We start from the raw sequence: 24,446 nt of genomic DNA on the forward strand, positions 1-24,446 counted from the left end.
CAGCAGAAGAAATGCGATCATGCAAAGAGAATATTCTGAAAGCGGGGTATAGAGAGTGAGGTGTAAACGGTTCCAAACATTGCCGGGTGGCGGCTGCGCCTTACCCGGCCTACAAAAACTCACTACTCGTAGGTCGGGTAAGGCATAGCCGCCACCCGACATAAAAAAGGCCAGCACAACGGCTGGCCTGTTTAAGCTACTGGCAGTCGATTACTTCAGACCGGCAGCATCACGCAGCAGGGCGGCTTTGTCGGTTTTTTCCCATGGGAAATGTTCGCGGCCAAAGTGACCGTACGCTGCGGTTTCCTGGTAGATTGGGTGCAGCAGATCCAGCATCTGAATCAGACCGTATGGACGCAGGTCGAAGAACTCACGCACCAGCAGGGTCAGCTGTTCAGAAGGCACTTTTTCAGTACCGAAGGTTTCCACCATGATGGAGGTTGGCTCAGCCACGCCGATAGCGTAGGAAACCTGGATCTCACAGCGGTCAGCCAGACCGGCAGCAACGATGTTTTTCGCTACATAACGTGCAGCGTACGCCGCAGAACGGTCAACTTTAGACGGATCTTTACCGGAGAATGCGCCGCCGCCGTGACGTGCCATGCCGCCGTAGGTATCTACGATGATTTTACGACCGGTCAGACCGCAGTCACCCATTGGGCCGCCGATAACAAAGCGTCCGGTTGGGTTGATGAAGAATTTGGTCGCAGAGCTCAGCCATTCAGTTGGCAGAACCGGCTTGATGATCTCTTCCATCACCGCTTCTTGCAGGGATTTCTGGTCAATCTCTTCAGCATGCTGCGTGGAAAGAACCACTGCATCGATACCGACGATTTTCCCGTCGTCATACTGGAAGGTCACCTGGCTTTTCGCATCCGGACGCAGCCACGGCAGGGTGCCGTTTTTACGCACTTCAGCCTGACGCTGCACCAGACGATGGGCGTAGGTTACCGGCGCTGGCATCAGCACGTCGGTTTCGTTGGTTGCGTAGCCGAACATCAGGCCCTGGTCACCCGCGCCCTGTTCCAGCGGATCGGCACGGTCAACGCCCTGGTTGATATCCGGAGACTGTTTGCCAATCGCGCTCAGTACGGCGCAGGAGTTGGCATCAAAGCCCATATCAGAATGTACATAGCCAATCTCACGCACCGTGTTACGGGTGATCTCTTCGATATCAACCCATGCGCTGGTGGTGATCTCACCGCCAACCAGAACCATGCCGGTTTTGACATAGGTTTCACACGCTACGCGCGCCTTTGGATCCTGCGCGAGGATCGCATCCAGCACCGCATCGGAGATTTGGTCAGCAATTTTATCAGGATGTCCTTCTGATACGGACTCGGACGTAAACAGGTGTTTTGCCATGTTTTATTTCACCTAAGAGGAATTTGGTTAGCTCAAGCTGCTGTGTGGAATAGCCATAGGAGATAATTCTACCAAGGCCTACAGGATTTTGACACTGGCAGTCTGAGTGTTAATCGGTATGGATGGATTAACATCTGGACGTCTATTTTAGGTCACTTCTTCACCTGATTTCCAGTTTTTTTTGACTCACCTCTCACTGTGTTGAAAACGCTGCTGGAAATTTTTCCTGACGACGCTGGCAACATGCGCATTTTTGTTTTGCTTTTTAGCGACCTTCTCGGTATAAAACGCGGCGCGCGGCTCATATAAAATAAGCGCTCGATGAACACATCGTGTCGCCACTTCCAGCCGGGTTAAGCAGTGAACTTTTAGCTTTGGCTTGTGGTCCGTTTCAGCAGAGGCGGCCGTGGAGGTGATACGAGATAATGAACCATCGTTTTCCGCTCATTCAGCGCAGCCGTTCTGGCGCGCATTTGATTCCCACCCGCACTTCTGGTCTAAACACCTGCCGATGTTATACCCATCTCGGTGCTTCTCAGGATTCCAGAGCCGGTCACGCTTTGTGAAAACTGAACAAGGGCGCTCTTGTTAATACAGGAGTTTTCTCGTGGTTTCGCCGAACCTTGTCATACAGAGTTCGGATACGTGTTTTACAATGATATGAATAAGAAACCGGTCGCACGGTCTGGATTTCAGCATACTCTGCTGGGAAATGGAGCCGTTAATGGGTTGTTATCGCCGTATAACGCTGCGATAGTAGTCAACTGTTTTACACTTAATACAAAGAGTTGAGGTTCGCTATGTCTGACGACATGTCTTCGCTTTCGCCTTCGTCAGCAGGCGAACAGGGTGTACTACGTTCTATGCAGGAGGTTGCGATGAGCTCCCAGGAAGCCAGCAAGATGCTGCGCACTTACAATATTGCCTGGTGGGGCAATAACTACTACGACGTTAACGAGCTGGGCCACATCAGTGTCTGCCCGGATCCGGACGTCCCGGAAGCGCGCGTGGATCTCGCTAAACTGGTGAAAACCCGTGAAGCGCAGGGTCAGCGCTTGCCTGCACTGTTCTGCTTCCCGCAGATCCTGCAACATCGCCTGCGTTCTATTAACGCCGCGTTCAAACGCGCGCGGGAATCGTATGGTTATAACGGCGACTATTTCCTCGTTTACCCGATCAAGGTCAATCAGCACCGTCGCGTGATTGAGTCCCTGATCCACTCCGGCGAGCCGCTGGGCCTGGAAGCAGGCTCTAAAGCGGAGCTGATGGCGGTTCTGGCGCACGCGGGCATGACCCGGTCGGTGATCGTCTGTAACGGCTATAAAGACCGCGAATACATTCGTCTGGCGCTGATTGGCGAGAAGATGGGCCACAAGGTCTATCTGGTGATCGAGAAGATGACCGAAATCGCGATCGTGCTGGAAGAGGCCGAGCGTCTGAACGTGATCCCACGCCTTGGCGTGCGTGCGCGACTGGCGTCGCAGGGTTCCGGTAAATGGCAGTCTTCCGGCGGTGAAAAATCCAAGTTTGGCCTCGCGGCGAACCAGGTGCTTCAGCTGGTGGAAATTCTGCGCGAGCGCGGTCGTCTGGACAGCATTCAGCTGCTGCACTTCCACCTCGGCTCGCAGATGGCCAATATTCGCGACATCGCCACTGGGGTGCGTGAATCCGCGCGTTTCTACGTTGAGCTGCATAAGCTCGGCGTGAATATTCAGTGCTTTGACGTGGGTGGCGGCCTGGGCGTGGACTACGAAGGGACCCGCTCGCAGTCTGACTGCTCGGTAAACTATGGCCTGAACGAATATGCCAACAACATCATCTGGGCGATTGGCGATGCCTGCGAAGAGCACGGCCTGCCGCACCCGACGGTAATCACCGAATCCGGCCGCGCGGTCACTGCACACCATACGGTGCTGGTCTCTAACATCATCGGCGTTGAGCGTAGCGAAATCACCGAAGCCACGCCTCCGGCAGACGATGCTCCACGTTCCCTGCAAAGCATGTGGGAAACCTGGCAGGAGATGCACGAGCCGGGCACGCGTCGTTCCCTGCGCGAATGGCTGCACGACAGCCAGATGGACCTGCACGATATTCACGTCGGCTACTCGTCAGGCACCTTCAGCCTGCAAGAGCGCGCGTGGGCGGAGCAGCTCTATCTGAATATGTGCCACGAAGTGCAGAAACAGCTCGATCCGAGCAACCGCGCGCACCGTCCAATTATCGACGAGTTGCAGGAGCGTATGGCGGACAAAATGTACGTCAACTTCTCCCTGTTCCAGTCGATGCCGGATGCCTGGGGTATCGACCAGCTGTTCCCGGTTCTGCCGCTGGAAGGGCTGAACCACGCCCCGGAACGCCGCGCCGTGCTGCTGGATATCACCTGTGACTCCGACGGCGCAATTGACCACTACGTCGACGGCGACGGTATCGCAACGACGATGCCAATGCCGGAGTACGATCCGGAGAACCCGCCAATGCTGGGCTTCTTTATGGTGGGGGCGTATCAGGAGATCCTCGGCAACATGCACAACCTGTTCGGTGATACCGAAGCGGTTGACGTGTTTGTCTTCCCTGACGGCAGCGTGGAGGTTGAGCTGTCCGACGAAGGGGACACCGTGGCGGACATGCTCGAATACGTTCAGCTGGATCCGAAAAAACTGCTCACCCAGTTCCGCGATCAGGTTAAAAACACCGGTCTGGACGATGCCTTGCAGCAGCAGTTCCTGGAAGAGTTTGAAGCGGGTCTGTACGGGTATACGTATCTGGAAGACGAGTAAGAAAACCTCCCTCTCCCTGTGGGAGAGGGGCGGGGTGAGGGCATCAGGCCGCTGTGCCGCCGATGCCCGGTGGCGCTGCGCTTACCGGGCCTACGAATGTAGGCCGGAGAAGGCGAAGCCGCCATCCGGCAGAATGCTATACTCACTTGAACCCGTATGAATTAACGGCGATAATTCGCCCCAATATGCGATTTACGAATCAATCCCTTCCTCGTCGGGTTTAACGACGCGGAGGGGATTTTTTTTCATCTGTTTTTAATGTATCGACTTTATATGAGGTCAGGACATGAGCACTTTAGGTCATCAGTACGATAACTCTCTGGTATCTAACGCGTTTGGTTTTTTACGCCTTCCGATGAACTTCCAGCCGTACGACAGCGATGCGGACTGGGTGATCACCGGCGTACCGTTCGACATGGCAACGTCCGGTCGCGCGGGTGGGCGTCATGGCCCGGCGGCGATCCGTCAGGTTTCCACCAACCTGGCCTGGGAGCACAACCGCTTCCCGTGGAACTTCGACATGCGCGAGCGCCTGAACGTGGTGGACTGCGGCGATCTGGTGTACGCCTTCGGCGACGCGCGTGAGATGAGCGAAAAATTGCAGGCGCACGCCGAGAAGCTGCTGGCGGCCGGTAAACGCATGCTCTCCTTCGGCGGTGACCACTTCGTGACCCTGCCGCTGCTGCGCGCCCACGCGAAGCACTTCGGCAAAATGGCGCTGGTGCACTTCGATGCGCATACCGACACCTACGCGAACGGCTGTGAATTCGACCACGGCACCATGTTCTATACCGCGCCGAAAGAAGGCCTGATCGATCCGAACCACTCCGTGCAGATCGGCATCCGCACCGAGTTCGACAAAGACAACGGCTTCACCGTACTCGACGCGGGCCAGGTGAACGATCGCGGCGTGGACGATATTCTGGCTCAGGTTAAGCAGATCGTCGGCGACATGCCTGTCTATCTGACCTTCGATATCGACTGCCTGGATCCGGCATTCGCACCGGGTACCGGTACGCCGGTGATCGGCGGCCTGACATCAGACCGCGCCATCAAGCTGGTGCGCGGCCTGAAGGATCTGAACATCGTCGGGATGGACGTGGTGGAAGTAGCTCCGGCCTATGACCAGTCCGAGATCACCGCGCTGGCCGCGGCGACCCTGGCGCTGGAAATGCTCTACATCCAGGCGGCGAAAAAAGGCGAATAAGCCTTACGCGCTGATTGCTGCTGCGCGCCGCATGCGCAGCAGCAACATTCCCCCGGCAAGCAGGGTGACAACCTGCGAGACGACCAGCACCGAAAAGCCTGAACTGACCGACCCCACCGATCTCATCACCATCCCCATCAGCAGCGGAATAAACGCCGCGCAGATATTGCCGATCCCATTGATTATGCCGTAAGCGCTGCCCACCGCTTCCCGCGCGGCGTGATGCTGGATCACCGCCGGAATAGCCGCTCCCTGAAGCCCCCAGAAGACGTTAGCCGAAAGCATAAACAGCGCCAGCCAGGCAGGCTGATGGCTGAGCATCAGCGCGACCACGGACAGCGCCGTCATCGCCCCGCCCACCACAAACAGCACCGGTGCCTGTTCAGGACGCATTTTGTCGAGCAGCACGCCGCCCAGAAACTTTGACCCCAGGCTGAGCAGGAAGGGGATCGCCGCAAGCCAGCCCGTGGCATGCAGCGAGAAATGGTGCTCGTCACGCAGCCACGCGGGTAACCAGGCGCTGCTCCCCCAGAGATAGCTCAGGGTGGCGATTTCAACCACCATGATCCAGCCCAGCAGCGGCGTCTGCCAGGCCAGCGTGAAGGTGTGGACAAACCCCGGTTTTTCGCGGTCGGGAGCTTGCGCGGCGCGGGCAGAAAACGCCAGATGAGCCCGCCGCCCAACACCAGATTCATCACCGCCAGCGCGTAAAACGACCCGGCCCAGCCCAGATGCGACATCAGCCAGGTCACCAGCGGAAAGCCCACGGCCAGCCCGAGCGAGACGCCCAGCGCGGTCACGGCGTTGGGTTTGCCGATCTCTTGCGCGCTAAAGTTATCGCTGATAAAGCGCGTTTTCAGTGAAAAAAGCGGTCCCTCCGCGATCCCCAGAATCACGCGAGCGATGAGCATTCCCGTCAGCGAGCCAAGCAAAGGCGAAACCGCGCAAACCGCGGCCCAAATCGCAATACTGCTTAATAATCCCTGCCGATAATGAAGTTTGCTTTCAATAACCGGTGTTAATAATAAAGCGGAAAAACCATAACCCAGCAGAAAGCAGGTCATGAGCAGACCCTGTAACATTCTGTTTTCATTTAACTGAAAATGTTCGGCAAATTCCGGGTTAAAAATCATTACCGAGATATTTACCCGATCGACGTAGGAAATAATAATGAGTAATAAAAGCGCAATCGTGCCTTGCCATCTTGCCGTCATCATGTCCGCCTTACGTTTTATGTAACTTATATTTTTCATCAATGTGATTGTCACGGAGCTAAAATGGTTCACCTGTGAAACTCTTTGTTTAATAAAGATAAATAAAAAATAAGTTTCACAGGTGAAACATGAAAGAGGTGACGTTCATTTATTTTTAGAGAGTAAAAAGAAAAGAAGTCAATCTGTTTTATTCAAAATAAGAGACCATCAAAAAAACGTATTTCTCACGCTGCAATAATGAAAATTTCATATCGCTGCATTTTTTCGTGATCCCTTGCACACTTAGTTAATTAATTGCCGATCGATTAACAAATTCGTCACATTGTCGCTTGACGAAACATTCATCGCTTTTATATTGACCGTATTAAATAAGAAACAGAGTTTCATATATGAAACAAAAGCCTGGAGGATCGTGATGAGCTGGATAGGCGTATGTGACGCAGAGCAAGTACAGGAAGATTTCCCTTTTAGCGGCAACGTCGACGGTAAAGAGATCGGCGTTTACCTGATCGACGGTGAATATTACGCGCTGGAGGACGTATGCCCGCACGCCTATGCCCTGCTGAGCCAGGGCTTCGTGGAAGACGGCAAGGTGGAATGCCCGCTGCACGAGGCGGTGTTCGACGTCAAAACCGGCCAGTGTCTGCACGGCCCCGGAGGACGCAACCTCAACCGATACCCGGTTCGGGTCTTTGAAAACCAGATTCAGATTACCTTCGTTGAGGAGACCGTGGCATGAGCGACACGCTGAACTACAACCCGGCGCTGCCGGAAAGCCGCCAGTTTACCCCGCCGGCAGAGGGCGGTAACGGTGCCATTCATAAGCCGGGTGATTACACCAACCTGATCTGGCAGACCCGCAGCCGCGAGCCGGAAAGCTGGGAAGTGAAGCTGATTGCGACGCTGGAAGATCTCTTCGAGCAGGGCGTTGAGACCTTGCCGGAGCTGGTAAGCGGGCTGAACGCAGTGCGTATGCACGACCAGCAGGGCGAGCCGTGGAGCGACGCCAGCTTCCAGGCATTCTTACAGGTTAACGGCTACTGAGGGCAACGCGATGACGACGACCGTACAAAACTATCTTGATAAAGGCCTGCGCGGCCTCTGGTATCCGGTGCTGGCGAGCTGGGAAGTGCAGTCTGCGCCGGTGGGCATCACCCGCCTGGGCGAGCAGATTGTGGTCTGGCGCAATAAAGATGGACAGGTTCAGGCGCTGGAGGACCGCTGTCCGCATCGCGGTGCGCGCCTGTCGATGGGCTGGAACCTCGGGGACCGCATTGCCTGCTGGTATCACGGCGTTGAGGTGGCGGGCAACGGCGAGGTGAAAGACGTGCCCGCCGTGGATAAATGTCCGCTGGTCGGCCAGCAGTGCGTGCGCAGCTATAACGTGCAGGAGGCGCACGGCGCTATCTTCCTGTGGTTTGGCGTCACCGCGGACCAGCAGCCGGACGAACTGACCTTCCCGGATGAACTCGCCGACACGGAAAACTTCAGCAACTTCCTCTGCACCGCCGCGTGGAAATGCAATTACCAGTACGCGCTGGAAAACGTGATGGACCCGATGCACGGCACCTATCTGCACTCCTCGTCGCACTCGATGGCGGAAGGGGATCGCAAGGCCGACATGGTGCTCCAGCCGACCAAAACCGGCTTTATTTTCGAGAAGAAAGGGCAGAGCGGCGTCAATTTTGACTGGGTGGAGCTGGGCAACAGCGGCACCTGCTGGATGCGCCTCTCCATTCCGTACAGGAAGCGCTTCGGACCGGGCGGCCACTTCTTTATCGTCGGCATGGTGGTGCCGGAAGATAACGACAACTGCCGCGTCTTCTTCTGGCGCATCCGCCGCGTGCAGGGCTGGCAGCGCGATATGTGGCGCTTCATGTACCGCAACCGTCTGGAAAAACTGCACTGGGAAGTGCTGGAGCAGGACCGTGTGGTGCTGGAAAGCCTGGCGCCAAACGCCCGCGACCATGAGTACCTGTATCAGCATGACGTTGGCCTCTCGCGCCTGCGCCGCATGATGCAAAAGGCCGCCAAAGAGCAGCTGGCGATGCGTGAAGCACAGCAGGGAGCCGCCTGATGAACGGGCTGCTGAGCGGCAAGCGCATCGTGGTGACCGGCGCCGCGCGCGGGCTGGGCTACCACTTTGCCCAGGCCTGCGCGGAGCAGGGCGCGGCGGTGGTGATGTGCGACATCCTCAAAGGCGAGCTGGCCGAGAGTGCCCACCGGCTGCGCGAGCAGGGCTATGCGATCGAATCGCACGTTATCGATCTGGCCGATCAGCACTCTATCGACCAGGTGTTCAGCGCCATTGGCGAGCAAGGGCAGATTGACGGCCTGGTGAACAACGCGGCGATGGCGACGGGCGTGGGCGGCAAAAACATGCTTGATTACGATCCGGATCTCTGGGATCGGGTGATGAGCGTCAACGTCAAAGGCACCTGGCTGGTGACGCGCGCCGCCGTGCCGCTGCTGCGCGAAGGGGCAGGCATTGTGAACGTGGCGTCCGACACCGCGCTGTGGGGCGCGCCGCGCCTGATGGCCTACGTCGCCAGCAAGGGCGCGGTGATTGCCATGACCCGCTCAATGGCGCGCGAGCTTGGCGAAAAGCGCATTCGAATCAACGCCATCGCCCCGGGATTAACCCGCGTCGAGGCAACCGAATATGTGCCGGCCGAGCGGCATCAGCTTTACGAAAACGGTCGCGCATTAACGGGGGCGCAGCAGCCGGAGGATGTCACCGGCAGCGTGGTCTGGCTGCTTAGCGATCTGTCGCGATTCATCACCGGACAGCTGATCCCGGTCAACGGCGGTTTTGTCTTTAATTGAGGTAGGGCGATGATGGCAAACGATCGGGAAGTGAAGTATCTGGTGCCGGGGCTGGAGCGCGGTTTACAGCTGCTGTTGGCCTTTGGCGAGCAGCATCGCGAACTGACCTTTGCCGAGCTGCACCGGCTGGTGGATATGCCGAAGGCCACCGCCTACCGCGTGGTACAGACGCTGGAGTTCATGGGCTTTCTGGAGCGCAACGCGCGCACCAATACCTTCTCGCTGGGCATGAACGTGCTGCGCCTGGGCTTTGAGTACATCGCCTCGCTGGACGTGGCGCAGGTCGGCCAGCCGGTGATCGAGCAATTGCGCGACGTGAGCCAGTGCAGCAGCCATCTGGCGATCCGCGACGGGCGCGACATTATCTACATCGCCCGCGTCAGCGCCGCCGGGTCGCGCATCAACCAGGTCAGCATTGGTACCCGCCTGCCGGTGCACTGCACCTCGCTCGGCCGCATGCTGTTGACCGATATTTCCCGCGCTGATTTCGAACAGCTGTTCCCGCATGAGCGTCTGCCGGGCAACACGCCGGGTCAGCTTCACGACCGCGAAGCCCTGTGGCAGATGGTGCAGCAGGACAAAGCCCGCGGGTATGTCATCGGCGAATCCTTCTTCCGCCACGGCATCTCTTCCATCGTCTACCCGGTGTATGACCGAAGCGGCCGCGTGGCGGCGGTGGTCAGCATTCTGGTGCCGTCGGAGGAGATCCCGCAGAGCGACCGCGAGCGCCTGCAAAACGAGGTTCGCCTCGCGGCGGATAAAATTTCTGGCTTCTTAGGGTATTTGTCACAGGCCAGTTAAATCAGTGAGTTAACGTCAGGCGCTTGACTGCGTCGGGCATGTTTTACGCCCAATCTGGGCCAGATGAGGCAACGAACGATGAGTGTAACCGGAATTGAAAAGCTGGAATTTGGTGTGGAAGACCTGACGCACTGCGCCAAATTTATGCGTGATTTTGGCCTGACGGGCGATGCCAGCGGCCAGCGTTTCACCACCCTGAGCGGCGCGCGCGTGGAGCTTAACCCGATCGACAGCCCCGACCTGCCGCCCGCGTTTGAAGCGGGCAACACCCTGCGCCGCATGACCTGGGCGGTTGCCAGCCAGTCAGATCTGGATGCGCTGCGCCCGAAGCTGGCGCAACAGCCAGGTTTTCGTGAAGTGGGCGACGCGCTGGAGTGCCTGGACCCGAACGGCATGACGCTGCGCGTGCAGGTGACCCAGCAAACTGACGTGGAACTGAACGTCGAGCCGATTAACCAGTGGGGCGATGCCCGCCGTATCGACACCCCCAGCCCGGTTTACGATCGCGCCCAGCCGATCAACGTGGGGCATGTGGTGTTCTTCGTGGAAGAGCTGGCGGCAGTGGAGAAATTCTACCGCGAGGTGCTCGGCTTCCAGGTCTCGGACCGCTATATCAACCGCGCCGTGTTCCTGCGCTGCGGCGTGCGCGGCGGCCATCACAACCTGTTCCTGCTGCAACTGCCGAACCGCAAGCGCGGCCTCAACCACGTGGCCTTCACCGTGCGCGACATCCACGAGGTGATCGGCGGCGGTATCGCGATGAATAAACATGACTGGAGCACCTTTATCGGGCCGGGCCGTCATCCGGTGTCGTCGGCGTACTTCTGGTACGTCAACAGCCCGACCGGCGGGGCGTTTGAGTATTACACCAACGATGATTACCTGACGGAAAACTGGCAGCCGCGTGAGCTGGAGCATTCCCTGGTCTCCTTTACCGAGTGGGCGGTGGAAGGCGGGATTGACCACGACACGCGCCGTCAGCAGAAAAAGCCGGAGGCGGTATGACGTCGCGCGTTGTCATTATCGGCGGCGGCCAGGCGGGCGGCTGGGCGGCGAAAACCCTGCGCGATGAGGGTTTCGACGGCGAGATTTGCGTGGTAGCGGAAGAAGAGTGGGATTTCTACGAGCGCCCGCCGCTGTCAAAAGCGTCTTTGCTGGAGCCGGACGCGGCGCTCCCAAGGCTGTTTAGCGACGAGGTGCAGCAGGCGCTGAACCTGGCCTGGTACCGGCCGCTGCGCGCTGAATCTGTCGATCGCGATGAGAAAAAAGTTGTTCTTAGCAACGGCGAGCATCTTAGTTACAACATCCTTTTAATCGCTACCGGCGGTCGGGCGCGCCTGCCTTCGCAGGCGTGGGCCAGCCATCCGCAGGTCTATACCCTGCGCCACTGGCAGGACGCGCAGCGCCTGAAAAGTCGTCTGGCGGAAAGTAAAAAACTGGCGATCGTCGGCGGCGGCTGGATCGGACTGGAGATTGCTGCCTCGGCGCGGAAAAGCGGCGTGGCGGTCACCCTGTTCGAGCAGCAGCCAGCGCTCTGCATGCGCTCGGTGAGCGGCGAGGTATCGCAGCGCTTAGAGGCCCTTCACCGCGAGCAGGGCGTGGATATCCGTACCGGCTGCGGTGCGCTGGAGCTGGAGGACGACGGCGGCCTGCCGGTCATCCACTGCGACGGCCAGCGTGAAACCTTTGATGCGGTCGTGGTCGGGATCGGCGTCGATCTCAATCTGGAGCTGGCGCGCGATGCGGGGCTGAAAACCGGGCGCGGGATCGTGGTTGATGCCCAGGGACGCACGTCGGATCCGTTCATCTTTGCCGCAGGAGATGTCGCCCAGCACCATCACTACGGGCTGTGCATCCAGTCCTGGGCCTTCGCCCAGAATCAGGCTGCGGCGACGGCGAAAGCGATGCTCAACCCCGATGCGCCGGGCTATGACGACGCGCCGTGGCTATGGTCGGATCAATACCAGCACAACATCCAGATCCTCGGTATTCCGCAGCCAGGCAGCAGAACGGTCGTGCGTGAAGAGGCGCTGTATTTCTCGCTGGACGACAACGGGAGGCTGACGCAGCTGGTGGCGTTCGACGATGCGCGTACCGTCAAGCTGGCGAAGCGCTGGATGGCGGCGGGGCGGGATCTGTCCGACGTGCCGCTCGCCGACCCGACCTTTTCACTGATGTCACTGCGATAGCTAACCCGCACCCGTAGGGGGAGAGATGACCACACTAGAGACTAACACCGCACCGGTTGAGGCGAGCGGTGAGGGGACCCGCACGCCCGAAAAAGCGGTGCGCTGGGCCATCCCGCTGTCGCTGCTGGCCTGCGTGCTGCTGGCGTTTTTCGACAAAATCAGCATCGCGGCGCTCTTTTCGGATACCCATTTCCAGCAGGCGATGGGCATTGATTTCGACACCACGCGTCTCGGCATTTTGATGAGCGCTTTCCTGCTGAGCTATGGCTTCTCATCGGTGTTTTTAAGCGGTTTAGGCGACAAAATCGCGCCGCTGCGCCTGCTCACCGGGATGATGGCGGTGTGGTGCGTGCTGATGGTGGCGATGGGCTTTACCCATAACTACACGCTGATGATCGTCCTGCGTATTCTGCTGGGCGTGGCGGAAGGACCGCTGTTCCCGCTGGCTTTCGCCATCGTGCGTCACAACTTCCCGCAGCATTTGCAGGCGCGCGCCACCATGCTGTGGCTGCTGGGCACCCCGGTTGGCGCGGCGATTGGTTTCCCGCTTTCCCTCTGGCTGCTGAACACCTTCGGCTGGCAGAGCACTTTCTTTGTGATGGCCATGCTTACCGTGCCGGTGCTTATCTTTGTGCGCATAGGTCTGCGCGGGATCCGCCTGGAGGCAAAACCCGGCACCTCGCAGGCGTCCCGGGACGAGCGGCGCGCGGCGCGGCGCGAGCTGTTTGTCAGCCCGCACTTCTGGATCATCTGCATCTTTAACATCGCTTTCCTGACCTACCTGTGGGGCATCAACGGCTGGCTGCCGGGCTACCTGATCAAAGGCAAAGGCATTCATCTGGAGCACGCGGGCTGGCTGTCGTCGATGCCGTTCATCGCCATGCTGGCAGGGGAAGTGATTGGCGCGTGGCTCTCGGACAGGGTCGATAAGCGCGCGGCGGCCTGCTTTATCTCCATGGCGGGGGCGGCCGTCGGGCTGGCGGCGGTGATGCACCTTGATACCCCGCTGGCCGTCATCGCGGCGATGAGCTTCAGCACCTTTATGTGGGGCACAGGCGCACCCAACATTTTCGCCCTGCTGGCGAAGGCCACCCATCCCCGGGTGAGCGCCACGGCGGGCGGTATCTTCAACGGGCTGGGAAACTTTGCGGGCGCGCTGTCGCCGGCGGTGATGGGCGCGCTTATCGCCTTCACCCACAGCATGGATTCCGGGCTGATTTTTCTGGCGGTGATGGCGGCGGTGGGCTGCGTCCTGTTACTGCCGCTGCTGAGACGTTACTGAGGAGAGTGTCATGACTGATTCAACCGTAACCAACACAACAGGCATGAAACCTGACCATCTGACGATGGAAGAGTGGGTCGAGTCGCGCATCGCGCGCTTCGAAGGGCGTAAATACGACTGGAACGCGCTGAAGTTCCAGGCCGATTTTGACCCGAAATACCGCCGGGCGCAGATGCGCTACATCGGCACCGGCGCAACGGGCGTCGCGAACGACACCAACACCGTGCAGGCGGACCATTTTACCTTCTCCACCATGGTGCTGCCGTCGAAGTGCGAAGGACCGCTGCACCTGCACGACGACGTGGAAGAGGTGTTCTTCATGCTCAAGGGGCAGATCACGCTGATGATCCAGGACGGCGACAACTACACCGAAACCGTGCTGCGTGAGCGTGACCTGATCTCCGTTCCGCCGGGCATCTATCGCGGCCTGTTTAACCACGGCGAAGAAGAAGCGCTGATGTGCGTCATGCTGGGGACCAACAAGCCGGAAATCCCAACCTATCCGTCCGACCATCCGCTTTCCAAAGTGAAGCGGAACTAAGGGGGCATGATGACGGGTTTTCGTGAACAGGGAAGCGGCATTCCGCTGATGCTGCTGCACGGGATCAGCTCCGGCGCCGCTTCCTGGCACAAGCAGATGGCGCTGAACGGTTTTCGCGTGCTGGCGTGGGACATGCCCGGTTACGGCGAAAGCCCGATGCTGGCCGTAGCGCGGGCAAACGCGGGGGATTACGCCGACGCGCTGGCGGCCATGCTGGATCGCGCCGGTGTCTGGCAGGCAGTGCTGGTCGGCCATTCCCTGGGGGCGCTGGTGGCCAGCGCCTTTGCGGCAAAGTTCCCGGATCGCGTCATTCATCTGGTGCTGGCCGACGCCGCGCAGGGGTACGGCAATGCCGCGCCGGAGCAGCGGGAGCAGGTCTGGCGCAACCGCGAGCAGCAGATGGCGCTGGGGGGCGACATCCTCGCCCAGACCCGCGCCGCGAAGCTGCTGCGCCCCGGCGCGCGCGCGGAAGATATCGCCACCGTCGCGGCGGGCATGCGGGCGCTGCGCCCGGAAGGCTACCTCGCTGCCGCGTGGATGCTGGCACATGACGACATTCACGGCTGGCTTAAACGCTACTCAGGCACGTTTGAAGTCTGGTGCGGCGAGCAGGATGCCATCACCCAGCCGGAACTGGTTCAGGGTCTGGCGCTGCGCTACGGCATGCCGTTTATCGCCATTCCGCAGGCCGGGCACGCCAGCTATCTCGATAACGACGCGTTTTTCAACCAACAGCTTTTACGCATTAACGAAGAGGTGCGCGATGAATGCACAAATTGACGGGCGCGTAGCGGTCGTTACCGGCGGTTCTTCCGGCATTGGCTTTGAAACGCTGCGCCTGCTGCTGGGTGAAGGGGCGAAAGTCGCCTTCTGCGGCCGTGACCCGGACCGGCTCGCCAGCGCCCATGCGACGCTGCAAAACGAATTTCCTCACGGGGAGATTTTTGCTTACCGCTGCGACGTGCTGAACGCCGACGAAGTTCAGGCCTTTGCGGATGCGGTGCAGGCGCGCTTTGGCGCGGCGGATATGCTGATCAACAACGCCGGGCAGGGCTACGTGGCGCACTTCCATGATACCCCGCGCGAGGCGTGGCTGCACGAAGCCGAACTCAAACTGTTCGGGGTGATTAACCCGGTGCAGGCGTTTCAGCCTCTGCTGGAGCAGTCCGACATTGCCTCTGTTACCTGTGTGAACTCCCTGCTGGCGCTACAGCCGGAGGAGCACATGATCGCCACCTCTGCCGCTCGTGCCGCGCTGCTGAACATGACGCTGACGCTCTCGAAAGAGCTGGTGGGCAAAGGTATTCGCGTCAATTCCATTCTGCTCGGCATGGTGGAATCCGGCCAGTGGCAGCGCCGCTTTGAAAACCGGGCGGACAAAAGCCAGAGCTGGCCGGAGTGGACGGCGGATATCGCGCGCAAGCGCGGCATTCCGATGGCGCGCCTCGGCAAGCCGCAGGAGCCCGCGCAGGCGCTGCTGTTCCTCGCTTCGCCGCTGGCCTCGTTTACCACCGGCGCGGCGCTGGACGTTTCCGGCGGCTTCTGCCGCCATCTGTAAGGACACATCATGAAAAAGGTAATGTTGATTGGTTTTGGCGCCATGGCGCAGGCGGTGATTGAGCGCCTGCCCGCCGGCGTGGCTATCGGCTGGATCGTGGCGCGCGCGTCTCACCATGCCGCCATTCACGACCAGTTTGGCGATGCGGTTGAGGCGCTGACGTCGCCGATGGCGTGCGCACAAACGCCGGATCTGGTGCTGGAATGCGCCAGCCAGCAGGCGGTGGCCCAGTACGGGGAAGAGATCCTGCGTCGCGGCTGGCATCTGGCCGTCATTTCCACCGGCGCGCTGGCGGACAGCGCGCTGGAGCAGCGTCTGCTCGCTGCGGGCGGAAAACTGACCCTGCTTTCCGGTGCGGTGGCCGGTATCGACGGGCTGGCGGCGGCGAAAGAGGGCGGCCTTGAGCGCGTTACCTATCAGTCGCGCAAAAGCCCGGCCAGCTGGCGCGGCAGCTATGCCGAGCAGCTTATCGATCTGAATGCGGTGTCAGAGGCAAAGGTCTTTTTTGAAGGCAGCGCCCGCGAGGCGGCGCGGCTGTTCCCGGCGAACGCCAACGTGGCGGCGACCGTGGCGCTCGGCGGCGTCGGGATGGACGACACCCGCGTGCAGCTGATGGTTGACCCGGCAACGAAACGCAATACCCACACGCTCCACGTGGAAGGATTGTTCGGCGAGTTTCATCTGGAGCTGAGCGGACTGCCGCTGGCTTCTAATCCTAAAACCTCCACCCTGGCGGCACTGAGCGCGGTGCGCGCCTGCCGCGAGCTGGCCCTGAGCTGAGGAGAGACGATGGACGATCTGAAGATTTTTATCGGCGGCCAGTGGCGACACGGCGGCGGCAACCCGATGCAGAGCCACTTTCCGGCAGACGGGTCGATCAACGCGACGCTGAATGCCGCCAGTCTGGATGACCTGGAGGAGGCGGTAGACGCCGGAGAGCGCGCCTGGCGCGATCCCGCATGGTGTAACAGCCTGCCGCACATGCGCGCGAAGATCCTGCATAAGGTTGCCGATCTTATTGAATCCCGCCTCGACGCGCTGGCGCAGATGCAGAGCCGTGATAACGGCAAGCCGCTGGCGGAAGCGCGCGGACTGGTGATGAGCGCGGCGGGAACGGCGCGCTACTTTGCCGCCGCCTGCGAGCTGCTGGAAGGGGAATTGCCCACGCCGCGCCAGCCGGATCTGCTGACGCTGAGCCGCTACGAGCCGCTCGGCGTGGTGGCGGCCATCACGCCGTGGAACTCGCCGATTGCCAGCGAAATGCAGAAGGTCGCGCCAGCCATTGCCGCCGGGAACGCGGTGATCCTCAAGCCCGCCGAAGCCACGCCGCTGATGGCGCTCGAGCTGGCGCGGATTTTTGAACAGGCCGGGCTGCCCGCCGGGCTGCTGAGCGTGTTGCCAGGCAAAGGCTCGGTGATTGGCGATGCGCTGGCGCGTCATCCTCGCGTGCGCAAAATTTCCTTTACCGGCGGAACCACCACGGGCCGTCATCTGGCGCACGTGGCGGCGGAAAAACTGATCCCGGCCTCGCTGGAGCTGGGCGGCAAATCGCCGACCATCGTGCTGGAGGATGCCGATATCGAACAGGCCGCGCGCGGGATCTGCTACGGCATTTTCAGCTCGGCGGGGCAGGCGTGTATCGCCGGGTCGCGGCTGTTTATCCACGAGAGCATTTACGCCCCGCTGATGGCGAGGCTGCTGGAATTAACTCGCGGGCTGCGCGTCGGACACCCGTTTACCGACGGCGTGCATGTCGGACCGCTGATCAACGAAAAACATCGCCAGAGCGTGATCGAGTACGTCGAACTGGCGAAGCGTGAAGGGGGGCGGGTGCTGTGCGGCGGTGAGATACCCGCCGATCCCGCTCTGGCAAACGGCAGCTTTTTCCTGCCCACGATTATCGAAGGGCTGAGCAACAGCGCCCGCGCCTGTCAGGAAGAGATCTTCGGCCCGGTGCTGGTGGCGATGCCGTTTGGCGATGAAGCCACGCTTATCCGCGAGGCGAACGACTCGGTTTACGGCCTGGCGGCGGGGATCTGGACGCGCGATACCGGACGCGCCCTGCGTCTCAGCGAGCAGCTGGAGGCAGGCACGGTGTGGATCAACACCTACAAGGTTTTTGCGATTTCGACCCCGTTCGGGGGCTTTAAAGAGAGCGGTCTGGGCCGCGAGAAGGGTATCCAGGGGCTGAAAGCCTGGATGCAACAAAAGAGCATTTATCTGGCGACGGGTAACAGCGTCAACCACTGGTGCGACTGAGAAAGGGTGAGCAATGAGCGAAATGATAACCGTCGGCGACGCCATCGCCAGAACGCTGGAGCAGTATCAGGTTGAGGCCATCTATGGCGTCATCTCCATTCACAACCTGCCGATCGCGGATGCGGTTGGGCAGCGGGGCAATATCCGCTTTGTGCCCGCGCGCGGTGAAGCCGGTTCCGTCACCATGGCCGACGCCCACGGGCGCTTTTCCGGCCTCGGCGTGGCGCTGACCAGCACCGGCGCGGGGGCGGGCAATGCGGTAGGCGCGCTGGTGGAAGCCATGAATGCCTGCACGCCGCTGCTGCATTTAACCGGGCAGGTAGAGAAAGCCTGGCTGGACGCCGACACCGGGTTTATCCATGAAACCCGTGACCAACTGACCTTCCTGAAGGCCAGCTCAAAACGGGCGTACCGCATCAGCAATGCGAATCAGGCGATAGCGATTCTGCATAAAGCTATCCAGGACGCGCAGACCCCGCCGTGCGGACCGGTCTCGGTGGAAATCCCGATTGATATTCAGGGCGCCAAGATTCCGCTATCGCTGGTGACTAAACCGGTTAAACCGGCATCGGTTCCAGCCATGGATACCGGAATGGTTGACGCGCTGTGGGCGCAGCTAAAACAGGCGAAACAGCCGCTGCTGTGGCTGGGGGGCGGGGCGCTGGGCAGCGCAGACGCGGTTAAAACGCTGGCGGATGCGGGCATCACCGTGATTTCCAGCACCCATGCGCGCGGCGTGCTGCCGGACAGCCACCGCGCCAGCCTGCGGGCGTTTCACAACTCGCCGTCGGTGGAGGCGCTGATCGCGCAGTGCGATTTTACGCTGGTGGCCGGTTCTCGCCTGCGCAGCAACGAAACCCGTTCCTGGACGCTTGAGCTGCCTTCCCCGCGGGTGCAGATCGATATCGACCCGGCGGCAGCAAGCCGTAACTATCTGATGGATAGCACGTTGATAGCCGATTGTTCAGCGGTGCTTGGCGCGCTTGCAGACAAAATTCAGGGCCGCGAGTGGGGCAACGCACAGTGGGATATGCAGGTGCAGCAGGCGGTCGGGCAAGCCGAACAGGGGCTGCGCGAGCAGTGCGGCGCCTATGCGAAGCTTAACGACGCCATAGCAAAAGCCCTGCCGACAGACGGCCTGCTGGTGCGCGATATCACCGTGTCCGGCAGCCTGTGGGGTAGCCGCCTGTTCAGGGCTAACGGTCCGATGATGAACATTCACTCCCTCGCCGGGGCGATTGGTATGGGGCTGCCGATGGCCATCGGCACCGCGATTGCCAACCCGCAGCGCAAGGTGGTGGGGCTGGTGGGCGACGGCGGCTTGAGCCTGAATTTAGGCGAGCTGGCGACGCTGGCGCAGGAGAAAGCCAACGTGACGCTGCTGGTCATGAACGACGGCGGCTACGGGGTGATGCGCGGTATTCAGGATAAGTATTTCGGCGGGCGTCAGTATTATAACGCGCTGCATACGCCGGACTTTACCCTGCTGGCGCAGGCGATTGGCCTTCAGGCGTGGAGCGTTGAGCGGGCAGAGGATTTTGATGCGGTGATGACGGAGGCGCTGGCGATGCCGGGGCCGTCGGTAGTGGAAGTGCGAATGGGGCAGATTGGTGCCCTGAAGTTTGCGGGGCCGCCGCAGAAGACGCTTTACTAGCAGTGCAGTGCGGTCTGAAGCCCTCACCCCAGCCCTCTCCCAAAGGGAGAGGGTGACAGCGTTCCCTCTCCCTTTGGGAGAGGGTTAGGGTGAGGGGGTAAATCAGAACACGTTAAACGGGTATTCCACGTAAGCGCGGATCTCGTCCCCGCCCACGTTGTACTCGCTGGCGTTGCTGGAGACGCGCAGTACGGAGTAGCGCAGCTTCAGCTTCAGATCTTTCGCCGGGCCATCCTGCACCTGGTACTGGATCTGGTTAAACCACTCGTGCTCTTTGCCATTGCTGGTTTCAGAGGTTTTGATGTTATCGCCGCGCACGTAGGCGGTGGTCCAGCTCAGGCCCGGTAAACCAAGGCCGCCAAAGTCCAGACCGTAGGATGCCTGCCAGGAACGTTCATCTTCGCCGTTGAAATCAGACCAGTAGGAGTTCGCCAGCCAGATGGTGTTACCGCCGTCACCCACGCCGCCTTTGTCGCGATAGCCGCCGTAGTTGTAGCCGGTACTGCCGCTGCTCTGCTGGTACGCCACTTTGAACGTGTGAATGTCCCAGATATAGCTCGCCGCCAGGCTCCAGATGGTGTTGCTGCGGCCCGTGTCGAGGCTGTCCGCGTAATGCTGGTCGAGACGGGAGTTATAGCCGTTGAAGTCGAGCACCAGCTGCTGCCCGGTACTGAACGGCTGTTTGAAGTTCATGCCCAGGTACTGCTTGTTCATCACCTCTTCGTTATGAGAGGCGTACAGCGCGCCGCTGAACTGGTCGTTAAACTGATAGCTCGCACCGCCGAAGGAGAGGCTCTTCAGCCCGCTGTCGTGGCGGTCATCGCTTTTACGCTGCTCGTCGGTGAAGTAACCGGCGTTGACTTCCAGACCGTCGATCTCTTTCGAGGTCAGCATGGTGCCGGTGTAGCTTTCAAACAGCAGGCGGGAGCTGTCGGATGTAATGATTGGCAGCTCAGGGCGCTGATTCCCGTAGCTCAGTACGGTATTCGATATGCGCATTTTGGCGGTTGCGCCAAACTTTGCCAGATCGGATTTTGCCCGGCCATCATCTTCCTGTTTAAAGAAGTCGATGCCGCCCGCGCCGCTCTTGCCGCGGCCACCGTCCAGACGCACGCCATACTGCGCAATACCGTCCACGCCGAAGCCCACCAGCCCTTCGGTATAGCCGGATGCAAACGTGGCGATGATCCCCTGACCCCATTCGGCTTTGTCCTGCTGGCCCTGATGGTAGTCGCGGCTGATATACGCATTGCGTAAAAACAGATCCAGATGGCTGTCGTCAATAAAACCCTTGCTGTCGGATTGCTGGCTTGCGGCGGCAGGTAATGCGGCAAATAAACTTAAAGCAATTAATGATAATTCTTTTTTCACGGAGGGAACGTCTCTGTCTGGATATATTAATTTGAATAACTGCGGAAGAGAGAATTACCGGAAAAAGTAACCTTTGCAATAATTATGTGACCAGACATTTCAGAGTGGCAGGGTGGATTTGGCGGGGCTTTCAGGGGTGTTATCGATACGTGCTTTTAAGTTAACAATTCATGCGAAATAAAAAGGAGGCAAAACTGCCTCCTTCTGAAATTATTTAATTCCGTCTGCCGCCATACGGTCGCGAATATGCTGCGCACGCTCTTCCGAAGCCGGGTGATCGTCAAACATGGAGCTTTGACGGCCCTCCTCCAGTTTCGCCAGTTTTTCGAAGCTGGTAGCTAAACCCGATGGATTGATGCCGCGTTTGCGCAACAGATCGTAAGAGTAGTCATCCGCTTCCGACTCCTGACGCTGGGAGAACTGCGAGTTCACCAGTTTTTCGCCCACGTCGCCCAGCTGCGACTGGGACAGGCTGCCGACGATGCCGCCCGCAGAGGCCGCCGCTGCGCGCACGGCATTGGTGCCCAGCGCAACCTGCATCCCTTTCTTCACGTGACCCAGTGCAACGTGACCCATTTCATGGCCGATCACCGCTTCCACTTCGTTGTCGGTCATCATGTCCATCAGGCCGCTGTAAACGCGGATACAGCCGTTCGCCATCGCAAAGGCGTTGACGTCTTTCGCCATATACACCTTGTAGTTCACCGGCTGACCGTTAATGTTGTCGCCCAGCGCGGAAGCAATCTTGTTCAGACGCTGCGTGTAGGTGCTGTTTGCCGGGGCAAGCGTAGCTTTTCCATCCATATCCTTACAGGCCTCGTCGCTCAGCGCTTTCACCTGCGCATCGCTCAATGAGTAGGCCTGAAAAGCTTCTGCGCCTGAGGTCATCAGGCCGTTAGAATCCATATTCTGACAGCCGCTTAGCAGGAGCGTTGTTCCCACAGCCAGCCCGATTGCACGCATTTTCATGATGTTGCTTCCGTACTCGTTAATCTGAATTAATTCCGAAAAATGCACCGTCAACGAAGCCGGTGTCGGGCTAAGTATAAGGAATATCGACAGAGGCGGGCGAGCAGATTGCGCAACATGCGAGCATGATCCAGAGATTTCTTAAGCTGCAAAAGAATGGTCCATGTACATGCCCTGCGGCTTGGGTTACATTGTTGGCACTTTTTTCCGGCGTAGCCCAAAACGCGCTGTCGTCAAGGGCATGGCCTTTAACAGTCCGATCTGGAGTTAAAATGTCCTCACGTAAAGAGCTTGCTAATGCTATTCGTGCGCTGAGCATGGACGCAGTACAGAAAGCCAAATCCGGCCACCCGGGCGCCCCTATGGGCATGGCTGACATCGCCGAAGTCCTGTGGCGTGATTTCCTTAACCACAACCCGCAGAACCCGGCATGGGCAGACCGCGACCGTTTCGTGCTGTCTAACGGCCACGGCTCTATGCTGATCTACAGCCTGCTGCACCTCACTGGCTACGATCTGCCAATCGAAGAGCTGAAAAACTTCCGTCAGCTGCACTCCAAAACTCCAGGTCACCCGGAAGTGGGCTACACCGCTGGCGTTGAAACCACTACCGGTCCGCTGGGTCAGGGCATCGCTAACGCCGTAGGGATGGCGATTGCAGAGAAGACCCTGGCGGCGCAGTTTAACCGTCCTGGCCACGACATCGTTGACCACTTCACCTACGCCTTCCTGGGCGACGGCTGCATGATGGAAGGCATTTCTCACGAAGTGTGCTCCCTGGCAGGCACCCTGAAGCTGGGTAAACTGGTTGCGTTCTACGACGACAACGGCATCTCCATCGACGGTCATGTTGAAGGCTGGTTCACTGACGACACCGCCGCACGTTTCGAAGCCTACGGCTGGCACGTTGTGCGCGGCGTTGATGGCCACGATGCTGACTCGATTAAACGTGCCGTAGAAGAAGCGCGCGCCGTGACCGACAAACCGTCCCTGCTGATGTGCAAAACCATCATCGGCTTCGGTTCTCCGAACAAAGCGGGCACTCACGACTCCCACGGCGCACCGCTGGGCGACGCGGAAATTGCACTGACCCGTGAAGCGCTTGGCTGGAAACACCCTGCCTTCGAAATCCCGTCTGAAATCTACGCTCAGTGGGATGCGAAAGAAGTGGGCCAGGCGAAAGAAGCGGCCTGGAACGAGAAGTTCGCGGCATACGCGAAAGCCTTCCCTCAGGAAGCGGCTGAATTCACCCGTCGTATGAAAGGCGACATGCCGTCTGACTTCGACGCGAAAGCGAACGAGTTCATCGCGAAGTTGCAGGCGAACCCAGCCAAGATCGCCAGCCGTAAAGCATCTCAGAATGCGATCGAAGCGTTTGGTCCTCTGCTTCCAGAATTCCTCGGCGGCTCCGCTGACCTGGCGCCATCAAACCTGACCCTGTGGTCCGGATCTAAGCCAATCAACGAAGATACTGCCGGTAACTACATCCATTACGGTGTACGTGAATTCGGTATGACCGCGATTGCCAACGGTATCGCTCTGCACGGTGGCTTCCTGCCGTACACCTCTACCTTCCTGATGTTTGTGGAATATGCACGTAACGCCGTACGTATGGCTGCGCTGATGAAACAGCGTCAGGTGATGGTCTACACCCACGACTCTATCGGTCTGGGCGAAGACGGTCCTACCCACCAGCCAGTAGAGCAGGTGGCTTCTCTGCGCGTGACCCCGAACATGAGCACATGGCGTCCATGTGACCAGGTTGAATCTGCGGTGGCGTGGAAATACGGCGTTGAGCGTCATGATGGCCCGACCGCACTGATCCTCTCCCGTCAGAACCTGGCGCAGCAGGAGCGTACCCCAGAGCAGCTGGCAAACATCGCGCGCGGTGGTTACGTGCTGAAAGATTGCGCAGGCCAGCCTGAGCTGATCTTCATCGCGACCGGTTCTGAAGTTGAACTGGCCGTTGCCGCATGGGAAAAACTGACTGCTGAAGGCGTGAAAGCGCGTGTGGTTTCTATGCCATCTACCGATGCGTTCGACAAGCAGGATGCCGCGTACCGCGAATCCGTACTGCCTAAAGCGGTCTCCGCTCGCGTGGCAGTGGAAGCGGGTATCGCTGACTACTGGTTCAAATACGTTGGCCTGAACGGCGCTATCGTCGGTATGACCACGTTTGGTGAGTCTGCGCCAGCTGAACAGCTGTTTGAAGAGTTTGGCTTCACCGTTGAGAACGTTGTCGCTAAGGCGAAAGAACTGCTGTAATTGCCGTTTTGCCCGGTGGCGCTAACGCTTACCGGGCCTACAAATGGCATAAAATGTAGGCCGGGTAAGCGTTAGCGCCACCCGGCTTTTTTGTATGCACGATTCCTCAGACATGTAACTGCTCTGTAAATTATTCCACCGAAAATGTGATGCAAGTCATATAGCTCGC

Annotated in this window: 22 protein-coding genes and 1 pseudogene; 19 read left to right on the top strand and 4 right to left on the bottom strand. The window is 59.3% G+C overall.

Annotated features, from left to right (window positions below):
- Positions 1–210: 210 nt before the first annotated feature.
- Positions 211–1,365 (bottom strand): methionine adenosyltransferase, encoded by a 1,155-nt coding sequence (gene metK, locus ACOTX5_RS01595; protein ID WP_003860037.1) that lies wholly within the window; start codon positions 1,363–1,365, stop codon positions 211–213.
- Positions 1,366–1,790: 425 nt separating this feature from the next.
- Between metK and ACOTX5_RS01600 the strand changes: the two genes are divergently transcribed.
- From ACOTX5_RS01600 to speB, 4 genes are all read left to right on the top strand, one after another.
- Positions 1,791–1,931: a hypothetical protein gene (locus ACOTX5_RS01600; RefSeq protein ID WP_418235904.1), complete on the top strand. Its 141-nt coding sequence runs from the start codon at positions 1,791–1,793 to the stop codon at positions 1,929–1,931.
- A 94-nt stretch (positions 1,932–2,025) separates the two neighbouring features.
- Positions 2,026–2,157 (top strand): acid stress response protein YqgB, encoded by a 132-nt coding sequence (gene yqgB / locus ACOTX5_RS01605; protein ID WP_057979949.1) that lies wholly within the window; start codon positions 2,026–2,028, stop codon positions 2,155–2,157.
- 8 nt (positions 2,158–2,165) lie between these two features.
- Positions 2,166–4,142: a biosynthetic arginine decarboxylase gene (gene speA / locus ACOTX5_RS01610; RefSeq protein WP_017382922.1), complete on the top strand. Its 1,977-nt coding sequence runs from the start codon at positions 2,166–2,168 to the stop codon at positions 4,140–4,142.
- Between the two features lie 286 nt (positions 4,143–4,428).
- Positions 4,429–5,349, top strand: a complete 921-nt coding sequence (gene speB / locus ACOTX5_RS01615) for an agmatinase (protein WP_017382921.1) — start codon at positions 4,429–4,431, stop codon at positions 5,347–5,349.
- A 3-nt stretch (positions 5,350–5,352) separates the two neighbouring features.
- Here speB and ACOTX5_RS01620 read toward each other — a convergent pair.
- Positions 5,353–6,563 (bottom strand): annotated as a pseudogene (locus ACOTX5_RS01620) (MFS transporter).
- Between the two features lie 415 nt (positions 6,564–6,978).
- Here ACOTX5_RS01620 and ACOTX5_RS01625 point away from each other — a divergent pair.
- The 14 genes from ACOTX5_RS01625 (at position 6,979) to ACOTX5_RS01690 (ending at position 19,673) form a co-directional block, all read left to right on the top strand.
- Complete coding sequence (locus tag ACOTX5_RS01625) at positions 6,979–7,302, top strand: Rieske (2Fe-2S) protein (RefSeq protein ID WP_003860044.1); 324 nt, start codon at positions 6,979–6,981, stop codon at positions 7,300–7,302.
- Positions 7,299–7,607, top strand: coding sequence for a recombinase-like helix-turn-helix domain-containing protein (locus ACOTX5_RS01630; protein ID WP_017382919.1), 309 nt, complete (start codon positions 7,299–7,301; stop codon positions 7,605–7,607). Before ACOTX5_RS01625 ends, ACOTX5_RS01630 begins: the two co-directional genes overlap by 4 nt.
- A gap of 10 nt (positions 7,608–7,617) precedes the next feature.
- Complete coding sequence (locus ACOTX5_RS01635; protein ID WP_045910771.1) at positions 7,618–8,640, top strand: aromatic ring-hydroxylating oxygenase subunit alpha; 1,023 nt, start codon at positions 7,618–7,620, stop codon at positions 8,638–8,640.
- Positions 8,640–9,389 (top strand): SDR family oxidoreductase, encoded by a 750-nt coding sequence (locus tag ACOTX5_RS01640; protein ID WP_017382918.1) that lies wholly within the window; start codon positions 8,640–8,642, stop codon positions 9,387–9,389. The genes ACOTX5_RS01635 and ACOTX5_RS01640 overlap by 1 nt, the downstream gene beginning before the upstream one ends.
- A 12-nt stretch (positions 9,390–9,401) precedes the next feature.
- Entirely contained in the window at positions 9,402–10,190 is a 789-nt protein-coding gene (locus ACOTX5_RS01645; protein WP_045910781.1) for an IclR family transcriptional regulator, read from the top strand.
- Between the two features lie 78 nt (positions 10,191–10,268).
- Positions 10,269–11,195 (top strand): VOC family protein, encoded by a 927-nt coding sequence (locus ACOTX5_RS01650; RefSeq protein WP_015571827.1) that lies wholly within the window; start codon positions 10,269–10,271, stop codon positions 11,193–11,195.
- Positions 11,192–12,379, top strand: a complete 1,188-nt coding sequence (locus ACOTX5_RS01655; RefSeq protein WP_045910770.1) for an NAD(P)/FAD-dependent oxidoreductase — start codon at positions 11,192–11,194, stop codon at positions 12,377–12,379. Before ACOTX5_RS01650 ends, ACOTX5_RS01655 begins: the two co-directional genes overlap by 4 nt.
- Positions 12,380–12,404: 25 nt before the next feature.
- Entirely contained in the window at positions 12,405–13,661 is a 1,257-nt protein-coding gene (locus ACOTX5_RS01660; RefSeq protein WP_015571825.1) for an MFS transporter, read from the top strand.
- A gap of 10 nt (positions 13,662–13,671) precedes the next feature.
- On the top strand, positions 13,672–14,202 hold the full coding sequence (locus ACOTX5_RS01665) for a cupin domain-containing protein (protein WP_045910769.1): 531 nt from the start codon (positions 13,672–13,674) through the stop codon (positions 14,200–14,202).
- 9 nt (positions 14,203–14,211) lie between these two features.
- Positions 14,212–14,982, top strand: coding sequence for an alpha/beta fold hydrolase (locus tag ACOTX5_RS01670; protein WP_032619068.1), 771 nt, complete (start codon positions 14,212–14,214; stop codon positions 14,980–14,982).
- On the top strand, positions 14,966–15,760 hold the full coding sequence (locus tag ACOTX5_RS01675) for an SDR family oxidoreductase (RefSeq protein WP_015571822.1): 795 nt from the start codon (positions 14,966–14,968) through the stop codon (positions 15,758–15,760). Before ACOTX5_RS01670 ends, ACOTX5_RS01675 begins: the two co-directional genes overlap by 17 nt.
- A gap of 9 nt (positions 15,761–15,769) precedes the next feature.
- The gene (locus ACOTX5_RS01680) at positions 15,770–16,540 is read left to right on the top strand and encodes an aspartate dehydrogenase (RefSeq protein WP_023295404.1); all 771 of its coding nucleotides are present in this window, start codon (positions 15,770–15,772) and stop codon (positions 16,538–16,540) included.
- Positions 16,541–16,549: 9 nt separating this feature from the next.
- Positions 16,550–18,019: an aldehyde dehydrogenase gene (locus ACOTX5_RS01685; RefSeq protein WP_045910767.1), complete on the top strand. Its 1,470-nt coding sequence runs from the start codon at positions 16,550–16,552 to the stop codon at positions 18,017–18,019.
- 13 nt (positions 18,020–18,032) lie between these two features.
- Positions 18,033–19,673 (top strand): thiamine pyrophosphate-binding protein, encoded by a 1,641-nt coding sequence (locus ACOTX5_RS01690; protein ID WP_045910766.1) that lies wholly within the window; start codon positions 18,033–18,035, stop codon positions 19,671–19,673.
- Between the two features lie 102 nt (positions 19,674–19,775).
- On the opposite strand, the gene ACOTX5_RS01695 is transcribed toward ACOTX5_RS01690, so the two are convergent.
- A complete protein-coding gene (locus ACOTX5_RS01695) occupies positions 19,776–21,044 on the bottom strand; it encodes an OprD family outer membrane porin (protein ID WP_032654949.1) in 1,269 nt (422 codons plus the stop codon).
- Positions 21,045–21,254: 210 nt separating this feature from the next.
- Entirely contained in the window at positions 21,255–22,013 is a 759-nt protein-coding gene (locus ACOTX5_RS01700) for a M48 family metallopeptidase (protein ID WP_017382909.1), read from the bottom strand.
- 272 nt (positions 22,014–22,285) lie between these two features.
- On the opposite strand from ACOTX5_RS01700, the gene tkt reads away from it, so the two are divergent.
- Complete coding sequence (tkt, locus tag ACOTX5_RS01705) at positions 22,286–24,277, top strand: transketolase (RefSeq protein WP_017382908.1); 1,992 nt, start codon at positions 22,286–22,288, stop codon at positions 24,275–24,277.
- Positions 24,278–24,446: the final 169 nt, after the last annotated feature.

It is taken from the genome of Enterobacter cloacae complex sp. IR5441 (assembly GCF_049238215.1).
Lineage (GTDB): Bacteria > Pseudomonadota > Gammaproteobacteria > Enterobacterales > Enterobacteriaceae > Enterobacter > Enterobacter hormaechei_C.